At 43.8% G+C, this 19,775-nt stretch carries 16 protein-coding genes; 8 read left to right on the top strand and 8 right to left on the bottom strand.

Annotated elements, in window-relative coordinates; all coding sequences use genetic code 11:
• The 4 genes from dusB to BA1DRAFT_RS03105 form a co-directional block, all read right to left on the bottom strand.
• Positions 1-966, bottom strand: a complete 966-nt coding sequence (gene dusB / locus BA1DRAFT_RS03120; RefSeq protein ID WP_036776082.1) for a tRNA dihydrouridine synthase DusB — start codon at positions 964-966, stop codon at positions 1-3.
• Positions 967-1,249: 283 nt separating this feature from the next.
• The gene (gene prmA, locus BA1DRAFT_RS03115) at positions 1,250-2,140 is read right to left on the bottom strand and encodes a 50S ribosomal protein L11 methyltransferase (protein ID WP_036776014.1); all 891 of its coding nucleotides are present in this window, start codon (positions 2,138-2,140) and stop codon (positions 1,250-1,252) included.
• Between the two features lie 13 nt (positions 2,141-2,153).
• Positions 2,154-3,599: a sodium/pantothenate symporter gene (gene panF / locus BA1DRAFT_RS03110; protein WP_036776012.1), complete on the bottom strand. Its 1,446-nt coding sequence runs from the start codon at positions 3,597-3,599 to the stop codon at positions 2,154-2,156.
• A complete protein-coding gene (locus BA1DRAFT_RS03105; protein ID WP_036776011.1) occupies positions 3,589-3,831 on the bottom strand; it encodes a YhdT family protein in 243 nt (80 codons plus the stop codon). Before BA1DRAFT_RS03105 ends, panF begins: the two co-directional genes overlap by 11 nt.
• Positions 3,832-4,728: 897 nt before the next feature.
• Here BA1DRAFT_RS03105 and lhgO point away from each other — a divergent pair.
• Entirely contained in the window at positions 4,729-5,916 is a 1,188-nt protein-coding gene (lhgO, locus tag BA1DRAFT_RS03100; RefSeq protein WP_036776010.1) for an L-2-hydroxyglutarate oxidase, read from the top strand.
• Positions 5,917-5,994: 78 nt separating this feature from the next.
• Here lhgO and accC read toward each other — a convergent pair whose 3' ends face one another.
• From accC to acuI, 4 genes are all read right to left on the bottom strand, one after another.
• Complete coding sequence (gene accC, locus BA1DRAFT_RS03095; RefSeq protein ID WP_011148198.1) at positions 5,995-7,344, bottom strand: acetyl-CoA carboxylase biotin carboxylase subunit; 1,350 nt, start codon at positions 7,342-7,344, stop codon at positions 5,995-5,997.
• Between the two features lie 12 nt (positions 7,345-7,356).
• On the bottom strand, positions 7,357-7,827 hold the full coding sequence (accB, locus tag BA1DRAFT_RS03090; protein ID WP_036776009.1) for an acetyl-CoA carboxylase biotin carboxyl carrier protein: 471 nt from the start codon (positions 7,825-7,827) through the stop codon (positions 7,357-7,359).
• Positions 7,828-7,856: 29 nt separating this feature from the next.
• A complete protein-coding gene (gene aroQ, locus BA1DRAFT_RS03085; RefSeq protein WP_036776008.1) occupies positions 7,857-8,309 on the bottom strand; it encodes a type II 3-dehydroquinate dehydratase in 453 nt (150 codons plus the stop codon).
• Positions 8,310-8,517: 208 nt separating this feature from the next.
• Positions 8,518-9,495 carry an acrylyl-CoA reductase (NADPH) gene (gene acuI, locus BA1DRAFT_RS03080; RefSeq protein ID WP_036776007.1) on the bottom strand — a complete coding sequence of 326 codons (978 nt, stop codon included), beginning with the start codon at positions 9,493-9,495 and terminating at the stop codon, positions 8,518-8,520.
• Positions 9,496-10,179: 684 nt separating this feature from the next.
• Between acuI and mreB the strand changes: the two genes are divergently transcribed.
• The 7 genes from mreB to nit1 all read left to right on the top strand — a co-directional run bounded on the left by mreB (position 10,180) and on the right by nit1 (position 19,774).
• Complete coding sequence (gene mreB / locus BA1DRAFT_RS03075; RefSeq protein WP_011148194.1) at positions 10,180-11,223, top strand: rod shape-determining protein MreB; 1,044 nt, start codon at positions 10,180-10,182, stop codon at positions 11,221-11,223.
• Positions 11,224-11,332: 109 nt separating this feature from the next.
• Positions 11,333-12,367, top strand: coding sequence for a rod shape-determining protein MreC (mreC, locus tag BA1DRAFT_RS03070; RefSeq protein ID WP_036776005.1), 1,035 nt, complete (start codon positions 11,333-11,335; stop codon positions 12,365-12,367).
• On the top strand, positions 12,367-12,855 hold the full coding sequence (gene mreD, locus BA1DRAFT_RS03065; protein ID WP_036776004.1) for a rod shape-determining protein MreD: 489 nt from the start codon (positions 12,367-12,369) through the stop codon (positions 12,853-12,855). Before mreC ends, mreD begins: the two co-directional genes overlap by 1 nt.
• 165 nt (positions 12,856-13,020) lie before the next feature.
• Positions 13,021-13,608 carry a Maf family protein gene (locus BA1DRAFT_RS03060; RefSeq protein WP_036776003.1) on the top strand — a complete coding sequence of 196 codons (588 nt, stop codon included), beginning with the start codon at positions 13,021-13,023 and terminating at the stop codon, positions 13,606-13,608.
• Positions 13,605-15,074, top strand: a complete 1,470-nt coding sequence (rng, locus tag BA1DRAFT_RS03055; protein ID WP_036776002.1) for a ribonuclease G — start codon at positions 13,605-13,607, stop codon at positions 15,072-15,074. Before BA1DRAFT_RS03060 ends, rng begins: the two co-directional genes overlap by 4 nt.
• A gap of 48 nt (positions 15,075-15,122) precedes the next feature.
• Positions 15,123-18,920, top strand: a complete 3,798-nt coding sequence (yhdP, locus tag BA1DRAFT_RS03050) for an AsmA2 domain-containing protein YhdP (protein ID WP_036776001.1) — start codon at positions 15,123-15,125, stop codon at positions 18,918-18,920.
• Entirely contained in the window at positions 18,917-19,774 is an 858-nt protein-coding gene (gene nit1 / locus BA1DRAFT_RS03045) for a deaminated glutathione amidase (protein ID WP_036776000.1), read from the top strand. The genes yhdP and nit1 overlap by 4 nt, the downstream gene beginning before the upstream one ends.
• Position 19,775: the final 1 nt, after the last annotated feature.

Genomic DNA, 19,775 nt, shown 5'->3' with positions numbered 1-19,775 from the left:
TTACGCAAAATTTTCGAAATATGCCCCCAACACCTCCAGCTGTTCGCTGGCATCCTCTATGGTGTTGAATGTGCGCCGGAACTGGTCATCAGGAGCATGTTCCCGGAGATACCAAGATACATGCTTACGTGCGATACGGGCTCCCTTGCCTGGACCATAAAAGTCGTGCAATTCCCGTACATGCTCGTTCATCAAATGCTGTACTTCGCCAATCGGCATCGGTGACAGCAGTTCTCCTGTTTCCAGATAATGCTGGATTTCCCGGAAGATCCAGGGTCTTCCCTGAGCAGCGCGGCCTATCATCAGGGCATCAGCCCCGGTGTATTCAAGCACTGCTCTGGCTTTAAGCGGGTCAGTAATGTCACCATTGGCAATAACCGGAATGGCAACAGTCTGCTTAACTGTCCGAATATTGTCGTACTCTGCCTCTCCGTTAAATAAGCAGGCACGAGTCCTGCCGTGGATCGTCAGAGCTTGAATACCACAATGCTCGGCCAATTGGGCAATCTTTACACAGTTTTGTTCTTCTGGCGACCATCCAGTGCGAATTTTTAGCGTAACAGGAACATCTACTGCGTTTACAACGGTAGAAAGAATTTTTTCCACCAATTCTGGGTAACGCAGTAAAGCTGAACCTGCCAGCTTACGATTCACTTTCTTGGCTGGACACCCCATGTTGATATCAATGATCTGAGCACCATTAGCGACATTAATCTTCGCTGCTGCTGCCATTTCATCAGGATCACTCCCAGCAATTTGCACGGAACGAATGCCCGGTTCGTCACTGTGGACCATACGTAGCCGGGATTTGTCTGTCTTCCAGACCTGTGGGTTGGAAGATAGCATTTCCGATACTGTCATACCTGCACCCATTTTGTAACATAGCGACCGAAACGGACGGTCAGTTATGCCAGCCATTGGGGCCGCAATAAGACAGTTTTTCAGCTGGTATTGTCCGATACGCATAAACGAAGAAAGAGTGGCCATACTGTGACTGCAAGGGCGCGTATATTACGCATTTTTCGCAAAATATGAAAGGCCAAACTTTGAGCAAATCGTCATTTGTTACAACTTTTTTCCAGCTTTTCTTCTGGGATAAATATAATTATTCATAAATAACATGGTGTTATATGTTATTGGTAAAGTTTGTCACTTAGGATTTTTCTATCAGCAAGTTTGCTGATAGCACGGATTACCATCAATAAGTGATCAAAATTCACACTTGAAATTATAACAAAATAAAATAATTTCAATTTGTTGCTATTTTTGTCCCAGATATCCGACACCACTCTTCCTGTTCCGCAACAGGATCGATGACGAATTTATCAGTATAAGCCTGAATAACACTTTCTGCCTGATTTGTTAAAATACCCGATAGACCTAACAGGCCACCCGGTTTTGGTAATGCGCCAATCACAGGGGCGAGTTCACGCAGAGGGCCTGCCAAAATATTAGCAATTACTACATCAGATTCAAGATCGGTTGGTGTATCTTTCGCCAAATATAGCGTTAAACGCTCCAGAACGCCATTACGTTCTGCATTGTCTCGGCTGGCCTGAATAGCTTGTGGGTCGATATCTATGCCAATAGCGTGCGTTGCACCGAGCTTTAGCGCAGCAATTGCTAGTATGCCGGAACCGCAACCAAAATCGATAACCGTTTTACCTTCCAGATTGAGACTGTCCAGCCATTGCAAGCATAATGATGTGGTTGGGTGAGTGCCTGTACCGAAAGCTAGTCCAGGGTCCAGCATAACGTTGACTGCGTTTGGGTCCGGGACATCGCGCCAGCTTGGACAAATCCACAAGCGCTCGCCAAAACGCATTGGGTGGAAGTTATCCATCCATTCACGCTCCCAATCTTTGTCTTCCAATTGTTCTATTTTATGAATAAATCTTTCACCCAACTCAGGAACTTGTTCGAGCTGGCTGATCACAGCTTTCATATCGGTTTCAGCATCATACAATCCGATGACATCGGTATCTCCCCATAAACGGGTCTCGCCCGGTAAGGGTTCGAATACAGGATTATCGTGGCTGTCTTGAAAGGTGACTGAGACTGCGCCATTTTCCATCAGAGTATCTCCAAGGGATTCAGCGAGCTGTCCTGTGGTATTTAATCGAAGTTGTATCCAAGGCATAAAAAATTTTCCTTTAATGAAGTCTGAGCGCTTTTTGCGGTAATCGCTGACCGAGAGTATTGCCCATCCAGAAAGCCAACAGGCTAAGTAGCAATGATGGCACGATCGGGTGGAAGCCCAATAGATTGATATTGAAACTCGCGAGCAAAGTATAGCTTGTTGCCCCTGTAATCATTGAACTGATAGCGCCATAGGCATTGGCTTTTTCCCAATACAGGCCCAGTACTAATGGCCAGAGAAATACGGCTTGTAAGCCACCGAAAGCCAGTAGATTCAGCCAGATAATCATCTCGGGTGGGCGCCAGGCGGCTAAAAGTAGCAACAAACCAAGAATCAGGGTAGAAAAACTGGAAATTCGGGCGAGTCTTTTTTCCTGTGCGATTTGCTGTGGAAACAGGTTTAGGTAGAGATCTTTGACGATGGTTGCAGAAGATTGCAGCAGTTGTGCATTAATTGTGGACATAATGGCGGCCATCGGTGCGGCTAGAAAAATTCCAGCAGCGAATGGCGGCAATACCGTGATCATCAATGTTGGGATCACCTGATCGGGAATGGTCAGATCAGGAATAATGGCTCGACCAATTGCTCCTGCTAAGTGCATACCAAACATGAGGATCGTCATGACGATGGTTCCGATGATGATCCCTCGGTGAACAGCTTTGCTATCGCGGTAGGAGATGCAACGAACGGCAGTATGAGGTAATCCAATTACCCCAAAACAGACCAGTATCCAGAACGATGCCATGAAAGGTCCGCTGAGGATATGGTCTGCGCCCTGTGGGGAAACCAGTTCAGGATTAATTGCGCGTAATGTGGTGACTGCTTCCGACAGACCTCCCGCCTTATGGATAATCGCCACCAGCAGTAGAACAGTGCCTAACAGCATTACCAGCCCTTGTAGGGCATCATTGAGGACACTCGCTCTGAACCCTCCAAATGCGGTATAGAGAGCGATAGAGATACCGAAAATCATTAATCCAGTGCCATAAGGGATACCCGCAGCAGTTTCCAGCAGGCGTGCGCCGCCAATAAATTGAACGGTCATCGCGCCAATAAAAGCGACTAAAAGACTTAGGCTGGCAAACCAAACCAGAAAACGGCTGCCATAACGGGCATATAACATGTCATTAAGAGTAACCGCATTATAGCGACGGGCGAGAATGGCAAATTTTTTACCTAATACGCCCAAGGAAAGCCATATTGCCGGCAACTGAATCAGCGACAGTAATACCCATCCCAGACCATATTTATAGGCTGCTCCTGGCCCGCCGATAAATGAACTGGCACTGATATAGGTGGCAGTAATGGTCATTGCCAATACAAAGCCGCCCATTGAACGGTTGCCAAGGAAATATTCAGTCAGGAAGGGACCTTTCTGGTGGCGTCGATAAGCGTAAACTGACAGGAGAAATACCAGTGCAAGATAGCCAAGCAGAGGTAAGATAACTTCACTTTGCATTCTCATCCTCCAGCGGGACTTCTTTGAAAATAAACTTCACCATTAACCAGCAGAGGATAATGAATACGATGGGTAGTAACAAACATGCCATTTCAAACCAGCGAGGTAAGCCGGTGACACCGGGAGCATCGCTGGGTAAATAGGCTGTCAATAGCCAGCCAATAAGGTAAATAAGCGTTAGGAATACAGCCCAAAGCGCTTCTTTATGGGATTGAACAAATCGTCTGTCCATTCGTTCTTCCGGTAATTAAATAAATTAGGATGGGAAGGGAAGGATTGTACGGCAAGATGCGAATTTATTCAGGAAAAATGTGATATCAAGTAAGTCATTTGAGTTTCGCTTAAAAACTTTTCTATATGAATAGATTATTTCGTATTCTTGTAGCATAACCCATATAAGAAAATGCATTTTCTGAATATGTTGATCACATTTTTATCCTATTTTTCCCACAAGATGATTGGTAATGTTATAGACAAATTTAGGTTGTTTATTTATTGGAGACTAATATTGTGAAAAGAAATATGAAATACAATGAAATTAAATTATTGTCCGATAATAACTTATCTGATATTGGTTATCAGAATTTGCTATTGAGGGGGAAATTAAAAATATCGGCAAAACATTTTTATCGATCGTGACTGTTTCTACTGGAGAAATCCACTGTCCTAATATCTGACGTATTAAGCTGAAAGGCCAATAAATAAGATTCCAAAATAGCGCTACATCTTATGCCACTCATAATCCTATGTATAACAATGGGTTGAAGAAGGCTATGTGTAGCAGAATTATGAAACATTATTTATATGTTGTTCAATATACAAGAGTTTTATCTCAATATATGTTTCTTAACGGGCATTATAATCTTAAGTTTTATACTTTTTATTTTTTTTTCGCGAAAATATGTCACGCTAAAACTTAATTTATTAGATAACTGCCTAATTTCTTTCACGTTATTCAGTTATGGTTATTTCCTTTTTTACTGCACTGATTTGAATGTAATCAGAAAACGTATTTCCAATGCAACGAATTGTGTGCTGACAGCTATTGTTATTAGTGTAGTTTTACTCATTGGAAAAAATCTAGAAAAATGGGCTGAACGGTAGCTGAATCAATAATAGGGAATAAGGTATGTATGATTATATTATTGTCGGTATTGGTATTGTGGGGCTTGGCATTGCTCATGCGTTGCAGGAAGCTCAGCCGAGCATCAAGATATTGATGTTGGATAAAGAGAACACACCAGCCAGCCATCAAAGCGGTCACAATAGCAATGTAGTACATTCAGGCATTTATTATAAACTTGGCAGCTTGAAGGCTCGCCTGGCGACGCGTGGTAATAAAACCATGTTCTCTTTTTGTCGCCAGCATGGTTTGTACCATGATCGTTGTGGCAAAGTCATTGTTGCTACACAACCAAAAGAATTACCGTTACTGGAAAATCTCTATCAGCGCGGATTGCAAAATGGTCTGGAAGTTAGCCGTCTAAACCGTTTGCAACTTAATGAGCGCGAGCCACACGTTAATGGGTTGGAGGCGTTACTTGTGCCCGATGCTGGTATTGTGAACTATAAAGAGGTGGCGGATAAACTGGCGGAAATTATCCAGCTGCGTGGCGCTACCTTGGTTTATGGTCAAATGGTGACTGCCATTAAAGAGAGTAGTGACAGAGTAGAAGTTGTTACGCCACAGAATAGTTATCAGGCAAAATGGTTGATTAACTGCGCCGGATTGCATAGTGATCGTATCGCTCGTTTATCAGGCTATGATATCGGCGTGAAGATTATTCCCTTCCGTGGTGAATATTATGTGTTGAATAGTGAAAAAAATTACCTGGTCAATCATTTAATCTATCCAGTACCTAATCCAGATTTTCCTTTCCTTGGTGTACATTTTACCCGCATGTATAACGGTAAACGTGATATTGGTCCGAATGCTGTATTGGCATTTAAACGTGAAGGCTACAAAAAAACCGATATTAATCTGAAAGATCTGAGTGAAATATTGCTCTACCGTGGTTTTTGGAAAATTGCACGTACCTATTTTGGTGAAGGAATGGCGGAGATATACCGTTCATTGTGTAAAAAACGGTTTGTTGCTAATGCCCGTTGCTTGATTCCTGAACTTAATGCCGAGGATATTGTTCCTGGCCCCGCCGGTGTGCGTGCTCAAGCGCTGACTGCCGATGGCAAGTTGGTTGATGATTTTCATATCATGACCGGTGTGCGCTCACTACACGTTTGTAATGCGCCTTCACCGGCAGCGACCGCTTCAATTGAAATAGGTCGTGAAATTGTTCACCAATATTTGCCTGTGTGAATACCAGATAATATAAAAATAGATGAAAAGGAGCGTTTAAACGCTCCTTTAAAACATATTGATGATATTAAACTGGTTTTAAGTTTCCTGTAATCCCAGTTTTTTCTCCAGATAATGGATATTAGTACCACCATTCTGAAAGTTTTCATCATTCATTATCGCCTGTTGAAGCTCGATATTTGTCTTGATGCCGTCAATGATCAATTCTGCCAATGCGTTTTTCATACGGGCAATGGCATTGTCACGATTTTCACCGTAAGTAATCAGCTTACCAATCATTGAATCATAGTAAGGGGGAACAGTGTAGCCAGCATAAATATGCGATTCCCAACGTACACCAAATCCACCTGGTGAGTGGAAGCGAGTAATTTTACCTGGGCTTGGCAAGAACGTATTCGGATCTTCGGCGTTGATACGACACTCGATCGCGTGACCACGAATGACAACATCTTTCTGCTTAATTGAGAGTGGCATACCTGCGGCAATCCGCAATTGCTCTTTAATCAGGTCAACACCGGTAATCATTTCTGTCACTGGATGTTCGACCTGAATACGGGTGTTCATCTCAATGAAATAGAATTCGCCGTTTTCATACAGGAATTCAAAAGTACCGGCGCCACGATAGCCAATTTCGATACACGCGTTAGCACAGCGTTCACCAATGCTGCGACGCATTTCTGGCGTGATACCCGGTGCAGGGGCTTCTTCGACAACTTTCTGGTGACGGCGTTGCATAGAACAATCACGTTCAGCCAGATAAATTGCCTGACCTTGACCGTCGGCCAATACCTGGATCTCAATATGACGTGGATTTTCAAGGAATTTTTCCATGTAAACCATATCGTTATTGAAAGCAGCTTTTGCTTCCGCACGGGTCATATTGATTGATTGTTCCAGATCTTTATCGCTGCGGACGACGCGCATACCGCGACCGCCGCCGCCGCCAGACGCTTTGATGATGACAGGATAGCCGATGCGCTTAGCGAAAGCTTTGTTTTTCTCTGTGTCATCAGACAATGGGCCATCAGAGCCAGGTACACAAGGAACGCCCGCTTTTTTCATCGCATTGATAGCAGAAACTTTGTCACCCATTAGGCGGATCGTTTCTGCTTTTGGACCGATAAAAATAAAGCCGGAACGTTCAACCTGTTCAGCAAAATCTGCATTTTCAGACAGAAAACCGTAGCCAGGGTGAATGGCTACTGCACCGGTGATTTCTGCCGCAGAAATAATCGCCGGGATATTCAGATAGCTTTTTGCAGAAGCTGCCGGGCCTATACAGATAGTTTCGTCTGCCAGCAGGACGTGTTTTAAGTCACGATCCGCAGAGGAATGTACCGCAACGGTTTTGATCCCCAACTCTTTACAAGCTCGCAGGATACGCAGGGCAATTTCACCACGGTTAGCAATTACAATTTTATCAAGCATGGGAACGCCTCGTTATTCGATGACGACCAATGGCTCGTCAAATTCAACGGGTTGACCGCTTTCCACAAGAATCGCTTTAACCACACCTGCTTTGTCGGCTTCGATCTGATTCATCATTTTCATGGCTTCAACGATGCAGAGGGTATCACCCACATTGACACGTTGACCGATTTCGATAAACGGTTTCGCATCCGGGCTAGGAGTACGATAGAAAGTACCTACCATTGGAGAACGAACAATGTGACCGTCGATTGCAGCCGATCTGTCGCTGATCGTTTCTGGTAAAGCCTGAGAAGGCGCAACAGCACTAGCCAGCGCAGGTTGTTGCGCTGCTATTGGAATATATTGTTGAGCTGCCGGAAAACTCTGGGGGGCTAATGCGCGGCTGATGCGCACTGACTCTTCCCCTTCAGAAATTTCCAGTTCAGAAATGCCAGATTCTTCAACCAGCTCGATCAGTTTTTTTATCTTACGAATATCCATGAGTGTGATTCCGTACTCTTCTGTTTAATTTAGTTGAGTTTTGACAAGCGGTTTACCGCTGCCTGTAATGCAAAGCTATAGCCATCTACCCCTAAACCACAGATTACACCAACGGCAAGATCTGAAAGATATGAGTGATGACGAAATGGCTCGCGCGCGTGAACATTGGAGAGGTGGATCTCAATAAATGGGATCTTCACTGTCAGCAATGCATCACGCAGTGCCACGCTGGTATGCGTGAATGCAGCAGGATTAATCAAGATAAAATCAGTATTACCCTGTGCAGAATGAATTCTATTTATCAGCTCAAATTCTGCGTTGGATTGCAGGTGACTGAATTTAACCCCTGATTGATAGGCTTCTTCAGACAATTTGCTGACGATATCATCAAGCGTTAAGTTGCCATAAATATCAGGCTCCCGGGTTCCTAACATATTTAGGTTAGGGCCATTAAGGAGTAAAATGTGAAACTTGCCTGTCATTGTGCTGGTATCTCCGGCAATTTGTCAACAATGCGCCAACATAATCCGATATTAGCGATTTGTCATCTTTTTGTAACAGCCACAAATTCATTTCGGCGATAAAGCGCGACATTATAATGATATCGTAGCATTTAGCAGCTAAATACTGGTCTTATCAGAAAAAATGTCAAGAATAAAACCACTGTACTTTAGAGGCTAATCACAATTCTTAACGAACTCTTACCAATGTACGTCCTGTAACCTGATTAGCTATCAATTTATTGGCGTATTCCACGGTTTGTTCCAGTGTTATCTCCGTAGTTGCCTGCTGATAAAAAGAATCAGGTAATAGCTTTTGCAGGCGTTGCCATACGGCGGGTCGTTTGGCTGATGGAACAGTGACGGACTCTACGCCTTGCAGACGTACGTTACGTAAAATAAATGGCATCACTGTTGTTGGCAGATTTGCATTACCGGCGAGGCCACAGGCGGCAACGGTACCGTTATAGTGAGTTTGAGCCAGTATTGTCGCCAGTACATTATCGCCTACCGTGTCGATAGCTCCGGCCCAAAGTTGTTTTTCCAGTGGGCGAGGAAGTTGGCTAAATTCATGGCGCGGTAAAACCTTTTTTGCCCCTAGAGATAACAAATATTCATGATTTTCTTGTCTACCGCTAACGGCAACAACGGAATAGCCAAGTTGTGAGAGTAGTGCTATCGCCGTACTGCCTACGCCACCGCTGGCGCCTGTCACAATAACATCACCACTTTCTGGCTTAACGCCGCCTTGTTCCAGAGCGATAACGCACAGCATTGCGGTAAAGCCAGCAGTACCAATGATCATGGCTTGCCTGCTATCCAAACCGGTAGGTAAAGGTGTCAACCATTCGCCTGAAACTCTGGCTTGTTCCGCCAGTCCACCCCAATGATTTTCTCCTACCCCCCAGCCGGTTAATAATACATGTTGACCGATATGAAAACGGGGATCTTCGGTACTGTGTACAATGCCAGAGAAATCAATACCCGGTATCATTGGGAATTGGCGGATAATTTTCCCTTTACCTGTGATGGCTAATGCGTCTTTATAGTTCAGCGTTGACCAGTGAATATCGACGGTAACGTCTCCTACGGGAAGATAAGATGCATCAACTTCTGCTATGGACGCGGATAATTGGTTCTGTTGTTGTTTGAGTAGCAGGGCTTTCATTATTGTTCCGTTCTCTGTAATCGATTTTGTCATTAAATTTTGTCATTAAATAAGGATAGATAAAAATGAGTAATTTACATAAGGTATATAAGAAAAAATAAAGTTTTGGTGAATTCTGAAACAGAATTTATCCGCACTTTTATCTGTAATCTCATTGTCATATTCCAGATTAGTTGCATATGGTGTTCTATTTCAGAAAATTCTGTTTTTTATTATTTTTTAGCAGAAAGTATTGTATTTTAGTCACAGTTTATTACATCATTAATTTGTTCACTACACAGACTACATACTTGTAGTTACGTGTTGGTAATAGTGAGCAGAGGTATGGGTTTGTAGATATAAGTTTGATGTGAACTTACCGGAATAGTTATTGGTCAAAAAGCAGCAGCGGATTTAGCTAGTAGGTACCGATGGCATCATCCAGTAGCGCCATAATGTTGAATTATGCAAAATTAGGTGGTTCTTGCATTTCGTTATGGAACAATTGGTAAAATTAACCCATTTTTATGCAGTTTTTTTCTGCTCCGTTTGGGAGAAGTAACGTAGAATATCGCGCTGTTGATATGAATAACGTAGCCACTTTTTTATTGAAGCAGGTGTTTGTGCGCCTTGTCGCTGCTTCATGTGGTTGGTAGAGTAGACGGGTTTTGTTCCGTCCCCAGCTTGCAGGATTATCCTTTCGCTATGTTTAAAAAATTTCGTGGCATGTTTTCCAACGACTTGTCTATTGACTTGGGTACCGCCAATACCCTTATTTACGTCAAAGGTCAGGGTATTGTATTGAATGAACCTTCTGTCGTCGCAATCCGTCAGGATCGTGCGGGTTCATCGAAAAGTGTTGCTGCCGTTGGGCAGGAAGCAAAGCAAATGCTGGGTCGAACACCGGGTAATATTGCGGCAATTCGTCCGATGAAAGATGGGGTGATTGCCGATTTTTATGTTACGGAGAAGATGCTACAACACTTTATTAAGCAAGTTCATAGCAACAGTTTCATGCGTCCAAGCCCGCGAGTTTTGGTTTGTGTACCTGTTGGCGCAACGCAAGTTGAGCGTCGGGCAATCCGTGAATCGGCGCTCAGTGCCGGCGCTCGTGAAGTATTTTTGATTGAAGAACCGATGGCTGCGGCGATTGGCGCTGGCTTACCTGTTTCTGAAGCTACGGGTTCAATGGTTGTGGATATTGGTGGCGGCACCACGGAAGTGGCGGTTATCTCTTTGAACGGGGTTGTTTATTCTTCTTCTGTACGTATCGGTGGTGATCGCTTTGATGAGGCCATTATCAATTACGTTCGTCGTAATTATGGTTCACTGATTGGTGAAGCAACGGCTGAACGTATTAAGCACACGATCGGTTCTGCTTATCCAGGCGATGAGATGTTGGAGATTGAAGTTCGTGGTCGTAACTTGGCTGAAGGTGTACCACGAGGTTTTACGCTTAACTCCAACGAGATTCTTGAAGCTCTGCAAGAGCCTTTAACCGGTATTGTCAGTGCTGTCATGGTCGCTCTTGAGCAGTGTCCGCCAGAATTGGCTTCTGATATTTCAGAACGGGGCATGATCTTGACTGGTGGTGGTGCATTATTGCGCAATCTTGACCGTTTACTGATAGAGGAAACGGGTATTCCTGTCATTGTTGCGGAAGATCCGTTGACGTGTGTTGCCCGTGGTGGTGGAAAAGCACTTGAAATGATCGACATGCATGGCGGTGAGCTCTTCAGCGAGGAGTGAGTGTTAACTTGCAAGTGAGGGAGGAATGACGGGTAGCTCAGACCTCCTTGCTATTGCTGTCTGGGAATTCCATTGTTTATGAAACATACAGTTTGGAATAGCGCAGCTTATGAAGCCAATTTTTAGCAGGGGGCCTTCCCTGCAATTACGACTTTTCTTTGCTGTTATTGTTGCCATTGCTTTGGTTGTGGCAGACAGCCGTCTTGATGCTCTCAGTAAAGTCCGTAATTATATGGATACGGTAGTCAGTCCATTTTATTTTCTCGCCAATGGCCCGCGTCAAGTGCTTGATGGTGTGTCAGAAACCCTTGCCTCCCGTGAACAACTTCGATTGGAAAATCGTGCTTTACGCCAAGAATTATTGATGAAAAACAGCGATATGCTGTTATTAGGGCAACTTAAACAGGAAAATTCCCGCTTGCGTGAGCTATTGGGGTCGCCTTTACGTCAGGATGAACACATGATGGTGACGCAGGTGATCTCCGGTAGGGCTAATCCTTATAGTGATCAGGTCGTCATCGATAAGGGATCAAGAGAAGGCGTTTATGAAGGGCAACCTGTTATCAGTGATAAAGGCATTGTGGGTCAGGTGGTTGCTGTCAGTCAGTTTACTAGCCGGGTATTACTGATTTGTGATACGACCCATGCTTTGCCAATCCAGGTCTTACGTAATGATATCAGGGCGATTATTGCCGGTACGGGTTGTGCTGATGATTTGCAGTTTGAGTCATTGCCAAGCAACACAGATATTCGGGTTGGGGATGTGCTGGTGACTTCTGGGTTAGGCGGCCGTTTCCCGGAAGGTTATCCGGTGGCGGTGGTTTCGTCAGTTAAAGTCGATAATCAACGGGCTTATACGGTGATTCATGCCCGGCCAACGGCAGAATTACAGCGTTTGCGTTATTTGCTGTTATTGTGGGGAGCGGATAATAATCCATCCGAACCACTGCCTCCCTCAGAGGTTTATCGTGTAGCTAATGAACGTTTAATGCAAATGATGCCTCAGGTATTGCCGCATGCAAATGAAATGGGACCACCAGCGCCATCGTCTGTTTCTGATGAAACAACCAAGACAACAGAAAGAGTGAAAAATGCTGAATCGACAATAACGTCTGCTAAATTTATAAATTCGGGAAATCGTTAATGAATCAATACCGGAGTCATGGGCGTTGGATCATTTGGTTATCTTTCTTGATTGCAATGGTGCTGCAAATTATGCCGTGGCCGGAGCAAATTTATATGTATCGGCCAACCTGGTCGGCACTATTGTTGATTTATTGGGTGATGGCGTTACCTCATAGAGTCAGCGTTGGTACCGGTTTTGTATTGGGGATCATCGTAGATTTGATTCAGGGGGCGACACTGGGTGTTAATGCTTTGTCTTACAGCCTTGTGAGTTATTTGGTGTCATTTAAGTTTCAATTATTCCGCAATATGGCGCTTTGGCAGCAGGCGTTGGTCGTCGTTGCTTTATCGATACTGATGGATTTCAGTGTTTTTTGGGCGGAATTTTTGTTATCAAATGTTGCTTTTCATCCAGAAGTATTCTGGAACAGTTTGGTCAATGGTATTCTTTGGCCGTGGTTGTTCCTGTTAATGCGAAAAATCCGTCGTCAGTTTAATGTACATTAGTGGTCGGATCGCCGTTTTTAATGTCCTGACAGAGCTTATTCCAGCAGGCGTTACTGATGCGGGCCATTCTTTCCAAATAACTTGAGGATATGAGTAGTGTGTATAACCTCACAATGGTAAATGAAATAGCCTAATGAGATAGGTAGTAGTAAGGACAATATCATCATGAAAACCCTTTATCTGGCTTCCGGCTCACCAAGGCGGCGTGAGCTGGTTGAATTATTGGACTTTAAATTTGAAATTCTTTCTCCTCAGGTAAAGGAGCAATGGCAAGAGGGTGAAACTCCGCATCAGTATGTTAGCCGATTAGCAAAAGATAAATCTCTGGCGGGAGTTGCTATTGCACCAGAAGATTTTCTGGTATTGGGAGCGGATACTGTTGTTGTCTTGAATGGTAAGATTCTCGAAAAACCGCGCAGTGAACAACATGCTGTTGAAATGCTTAGTGCACTTTCCGGGCAGTGTCATCAGGTGATTACAGCTATTGCTTTATCAGATAGTCAGCGTACCTTAAGTGATATAGTCGTTACAGATGTAACCTTTCGCCAATTATCCACGCAGGAAATTTTGGATTATGTAGCAACCGGTGAGCCGATGGACAAAGCGGGTGCTTATGGTATTCAGGGAAAAGCGGGTTGCTTTGTTAAAACGCTGAATGGGAGTTATCACTCAGTTGTTGGTCTGCCATTGGTGGAAACGCACGAATTAATCACAAAGTTTTTTGCGTTAGTTGATGGGAAGGGGAACACATGACAGCCGAGTTATTAGTCAACATCACACCGTCCGAAACGCGTGTCGCTTACATTGATGGTGGGATTTTGCAAGAAATCCATATTGAAAGGGAAGCTAAAAGGGGCATTGTTGGCAATATTTATAAAGGTCGTGTAAGCCGGGTATTGCCAGGGATGCAGGCTGCTTTTGTTGATATTGGTCTGGAAAAAGCCGCCTTTCTTCATGCCTCAGATATTGTGCCTCACACGGAATGTATTGCCGGTGAGGAGCAAAAGAACTTTCATGTCAAAGATATTGCTGAGTTGGTTCGCCAGGGGCAAGATTTAATGGTTCAAGTGGTGAAAGATCCCCTTGGTACTAAAGGCGCTCGGCTAACGACCGATATTACTTTACCTTCCCGCTATCTAGTCTTTATGCCCGGCGCATCTCATGTCGGGGTTTCACAACGTATTGAAAGTGAAGGCGAGCGTAATCGGCTGAAAAATATTGTCGCTGACTATTGTGATGAACATGGTGGTTTCATTATTAGGACGGCAGCCGAGGGCGTTGGCGACGAAGAATTAGCTCAGGATGCGGCTTTCTTGAAACGTCTATGGAGTAAGGTGATGGAGCGTAAAAAGCGCAATATCACTAAAAATAAACTTTATGGCGAATTGGCTCTGGCCCATCGTATTTTGCGTGATTTCGCCGGAGCAGCCCTTGATCGTATTCGTGTGGATTCTCGTTTGACGTTTACTCAGTTACAGGAATTTATTCGTGAATATATTCCTAAAATGACAGCCCGATTGGAACTTTATAACGGTAATCAGCCTATTTTCGATCTGTTTGATGTAGAAAATGAAATTCAGCGAGCACTTGATCGCAAAGTTGAATTAAAATCAGGTGGTTATTTAATTATTGACCAAACTGAAGCGATGACCACAATTGATATTAATACCGGCGCATTTGTCGGGCATCGCAATTTGGAAGAAACTATTTTTAATACCAATATTGAGGCGACGCAAGCTATTGCCAGGCAATTAAGGCTGCGTAATCTGGGTGGTATTATTATTATCGATTTTATCGATATGAATAGCGAAGAACATCGTCGACGGGTATTAGCTTCTCTTGAACACGCGTTGAGTAAAGATCGTGTTAAAACGACGATTAATGGTTTTTCCCAACTCGGACTGGTGGAAATGACCCGTAAGCGGACCCGTGAAAGCATAGAGCATATACTTTGCAGCGATTGCCCGACTTGTAAAGGAAGAGGAACCGTAAAATCTGTTGAAACTGTCTGTTATGAGATTCTGCGTGAAATTGTGCGTGTGCACCGGGCAGTTGACGCAGATCGTTTCCTGATTTATGCCTCACCCGCAGTGACCGAAGCGCTGAAAGGGGAGGAATCTCATGCACTGGCGGAAGTGGAGATTTTTGTCGGCAAGCAGGTAAAAGTTCATACAGAACAGCTCTACAGTCAGGAACAGTTTGACGTAGTTATGATGTAACCATTTGATTTTGCTGTCATAACAGCATTGGTAACCAAGGAGATGCGTGTGAGGCGACTGCCGGGAGTATTATTAGCGACAGCCGCAATAGTCATTATCATTGTGGCTTTGCTTGTCAGTGGATTACGTTTTCTACTGCCACATATTAATGATTACCGCCCACAATTATTCGCTAAAATTGAGTCAATTATTGGTGTACCTATTGATGCTGGATATATTGCGGGAGAATGGGAATCTTTCGGGCCTGTTTTTGAATTACGTGATATCAGTGTAAAAACGGCAAATGCAGATGTGAAAGCCAAAAAGATCACGGTTGCATTAGATGTCTGGTTATCTTTGTTAAGAATGCGTTGGAATTTCCGCGATCTTACTTTTTATCAGTTACAAGTAGATTACCATCAACCGCTGTTTAATGATCAGCGCGGTAATATGTTTTCCCAATCGGATCTATTTTCTGATCTGTTTCTGGAGCAGTTTGACCATTTTAATCTGCAAGATAGCCGTTTTACTTTCCTTACTCCCTCTGGTGAACGCGCTAATCTGCTGTTACCACAATTGACTTGGCTAAATAAAGATAATCGTCACCGTGCTCAAGGGAAAATTAGTCTTTCTTCTATCAATAATCAGCATGGGGATATACAAGTTAAATTTGATTTGCATGACACTAATGGCGTACTGGATAACGGTACTATTTATTTGCAGGCAGATAATGTTGATATTCACCCGTGGTTAAGTCATTGGTTGCAGGATAATACTGGGTTGAAGGATGCTGAGTTCAGTTTGTCTAGCTGGATTATGCTTAAAGATGGTCAAATTGATGGCGGCCAACTGCAACTCCGTCAGGGAGAAGCTAATTGGAAAGTTGCTAACAAATCTCACAACCTTTCTGTCAGTGATTTGGTGTTAAGGATGCGCCGCCAAGATGGGGGTTGGTTGTTTGATGCGCCTGAGTTGGCAAATTTAATCACTGATGGTCAGCAATGGCCGTCAGGAAAAGTATCCGTGCTCTATCTGCCGGAAGCCAGGAGAGCTGATGGTCATGATCATTGGCGTATTCGGGCAAAAAACATTGAACTTGAACGGCTAAGTAGCATTTTACCGACTTTTTCTTTTTTGACCCCTGATATTGTGAAGGATTGGCAGCGTCGTCAGCCACAGGGATTAGTAAAGTATCTTGCCCTCGATATTACACCAAAAATGGCAGATGATTCCCGAATCAGCATGCAATGGCAGAATGTCAGTTGGCAACGTTGGCAGGAATTGCCTGCTATTGATAATTTCTCTGGTTCTCTCAATGGCAGTTTGCGGCAAGGCAAACTGAGTTTTGCATTGAAGGATAGTGTCGTTGATTATCAGGATATGTTCCTGGCGCCGTTTGAAATATCCCAAAGTCATGGCGAAATACTCTGGTGGCAAGGTGAGCGGGGTTTACAACTTTGGAGTCAAAGGCTGGATTTGCAAGCGAAATCATTGTGGGTTAATGGTGATTTTCGATATCAGCAGCCGAAAGAACAGCCTCCGGCGCTAAGTATTCTGGCGGGAGTCCGGGTTTATGATGCCGGTGATGCCTGGAGATATTTTCCAGAACCTCTGATGGGGACGCCTCTGACTGACTATCTGACAGCTTCAATTATTAAAGGGCAGATAGAAAACGCGACTTTTGTTTTTCAAGGCAATCCAAAAGATTTCCCATTTGTAAAGAATAATGGGCAGTTTCAGGTTTTTGCTCCATTGCGTCATGCGACTTTCCAGTACCAACCAAACTGGCCGGCACTGTTGGATCTCAATATTGATCTTAATTTCCAGAATAACGGTCTATGGATGCTTGCTCCGCAAACGGCGCTTGGTGAAGTGAAAGCGAGTAATCTTTCAGCAGTTATTCCTAATTATCACAGCAAGAAATTATTAATCGACGCTGATCTTTTGGGAGATGGCAAAGATATTCATGAATATTTTACCCGCAGCCCGTTAGCACATTCTGTTGGTGAAACGCTGGAGACATTGCAGGTTGGTGGTCAGATCGCTGGTAATTTGCATTTGGATATTCCACTCAATGGCGGCAATGTGGATGCTCGCGGTGAGGTGACTTTAAAAAATAATCATTTGTTGATTAAACCCTTAGATAGCGAAATGAAAAATGTGAGTGGCCGGTTTCGCTTTAATAATGGTAATTTACAAAGCGGAAAATTATCGGCCCAATGGCTTGGGCAGCCTGTTACGGTTGATTTTTCTACCGAGAATTTACCCAAAAACTATCGAGTCAATGTTGGTCTGAATGCGCGTTGGGCTATTGAAAAATTATCTGGATTTTCACCGGCGATTGCTAAAGTGTTTTCTGGCTCTGTTGATTGGGAAGGAAAGATCGGTATCAATTTGCCGTTTCAGAGTAAGCCTCAATATGATGTGAAAATCGACGCTGACTTATCACAAGTGGGTAGTCATTTATCTGCCTTGAAAGCGGATGAACTGCGTGCTCTTCATATTCTGGCTGATGGTGATATGGAGCAGTTGCGAGTAAAAGGCATTTTAGATAAACAGTATGCATTTAATACTCAATGGCGTTTGGCAGGGAAAAACACTCAACTATCACGAGGAATTTTACAAAGTAACAGTAACAATATTCCTGATTTACCTGAAAAATCCCTATTGGAATTGAATCTTCCGGCAATTGAGGGTGAAGAGTGGTTAGGGCTGATTGCGCCTCTGACTTCTGGTTCTTCATTGGCAGGTATGTCAATGTTGCCACAGCATCTGTATATATCACTTCCATCACTGGATGTGGGGGGGCAGCGTTGGAATCAGTTATCGTTGGATGTGGAAAAGCAGTTTTGGGGAATGCAGATCACTGCTAATAGCCGGGAAATCAACGGTAAACTTAATATCCGTAAGAGTGGCCCTTGGCAAATGAATTTGAACTATCTTTACTATAATCCTTTGCAATATAGCGCCCAGCAAGCTGAATCCGATTTACCTAAACAATCTCAGACAGGTACAACTCTGCGTTATTCGCTGAACCAATGGCCTTCATTAGATATCATCTGTTCTAAATGTTGGATTATGGGATTGAAGCTTGGGAAGGTGTCTGGTTCTCTGATTCCAGAAGGTAATTCACTGGTCTTAAGAGATGGAATAGTAGAAAACAGTGTCAGTAAACTGAATTTGGCAGGTCGTTGGCAAGAAGATGCTGTAGGGAATAATACGCGTATTATGGGGCAATTTTCTGGTGAAAAGTTTGATGAGATGGCATCTTACCTTGGTATAGTCGTACCGATTGTAAATTCACCGTTTACCTTCCGTTTTGATTTTAATTGGTGGGATACACCGTGGAAACCCAATTTCCAAACGTTGAATGGCAATCTTAAAAGCAACTTAGGCAAAGGCGCTATTGAAAAATTGGGCGGGGGAGGTGCTGGCCAATTACTAAAATTAGTCAGTTTTGATGCTCTATTACGTAAATTACAGCTCGATTTCAGCGATACCTTTAGCCAGGATTTTGAATTTGATTCAATTCGTGGTGATGTTTCAGTAAAAAATGGGATACTCAAGGCTGAAAACTTACGGGTCGATGGGTTGATTGCTGATGTGATAACGAAAGGTGAGATCGATCTTGTTCGCCAACAGATCAATATCGAGGCCATCGTCACGCCAGAGATTTCTGCTACTGTAGGGGTAGCGACGGCTTTTGTCATCAATCCGATGGCTGGCGCTGCGTTATTCGCAGCGACCAAAGTCTTGGGGCCATTATGGAGTAAGATATCCGTTATTCGTTACCGGATTACGGGTAATCTTGAACAACCGAAAATTGATGAAGTTCTGCGTCAGCTTAAGGAGAATAGAGGAACATGAGAAACGTCAATGTTGCACTCTTGCAGTTATGTAGCGGTGAGAATATCAAACATAATTTGGCGCAAATTGAACAACAAATTAAGCAGTTGCCGGATACTATCAAGTTTGTCATGACCCCGGAAAATGCATTGTTGTTTGCTAATGCTGATAGCTATCGTAAGCATGCTGAGCAACAGGGAGATGGGCCTTTACAGCAAGCTGTCAGTGAAATTGCTCGCCGTTATGGTGTCTGGTTATTAATCGGCTCTATGCCGCTTATCAGTCGTGAAAATCCTGAACGGCTCACCAGTAGTAGCCTGTTGTTTGATGATCAGGGTAAGATTTGCGCTCGTTACGACAAAATCCATATGTTTGATGTCAATATTAATGATGAACATGGATCATATAGCGAATCATCTATTTTCCAACGAGGAGAACATCTTACCGTTGTAGATACGCCTGTAGGCCGTCTCGGGATGACCATATGTTATGATCTGCGCTTCCCTGGGTTGTTTCAGGCGCTACGTGAGCAAGGCGCTGAATTGATATCTGTTCCTGCGGCATTTACTCGTTTGACAGGAAAAGCCCATTGGGAGCCACTGCTACGGGCCCGCGCTATTGAAAACCAATGTATTCTGTTAGCGCCGGCTCAGGTTGGTGTACATGGAACCCGTCAGACTTGGGGTCACTCAATGGCAGTGGATGGTTGGGGGAAAGTGATTAAGAAAAACCCCGATGCAGTCAGCGCACTACAACTGAATGTCAGGGCAGATAGCTTGAAGATTATGCGTGAGCAGATGAAAGTGGTGAAACATAACCGCTTCCGGCCTCAGTTGACTTCCTTGATTGAAAAAATACCGCAAATTAAAGAGTAGC

Source organism: Photorhabdus aegyptia (assembly GCF_000612035.1).
Lineage (GTDB): Bacteria > Pseudomonadota > Gammaproteobacteria > Enterobacterales > Enterobacteriaceae > Photorhabdus > Photorhabdus akhurstii.
The sequence above is the reverse complement of the archived record's forward strand: the minus strand, read 5'-3'. Positions and strand labels throughout refer to the sequence as shown.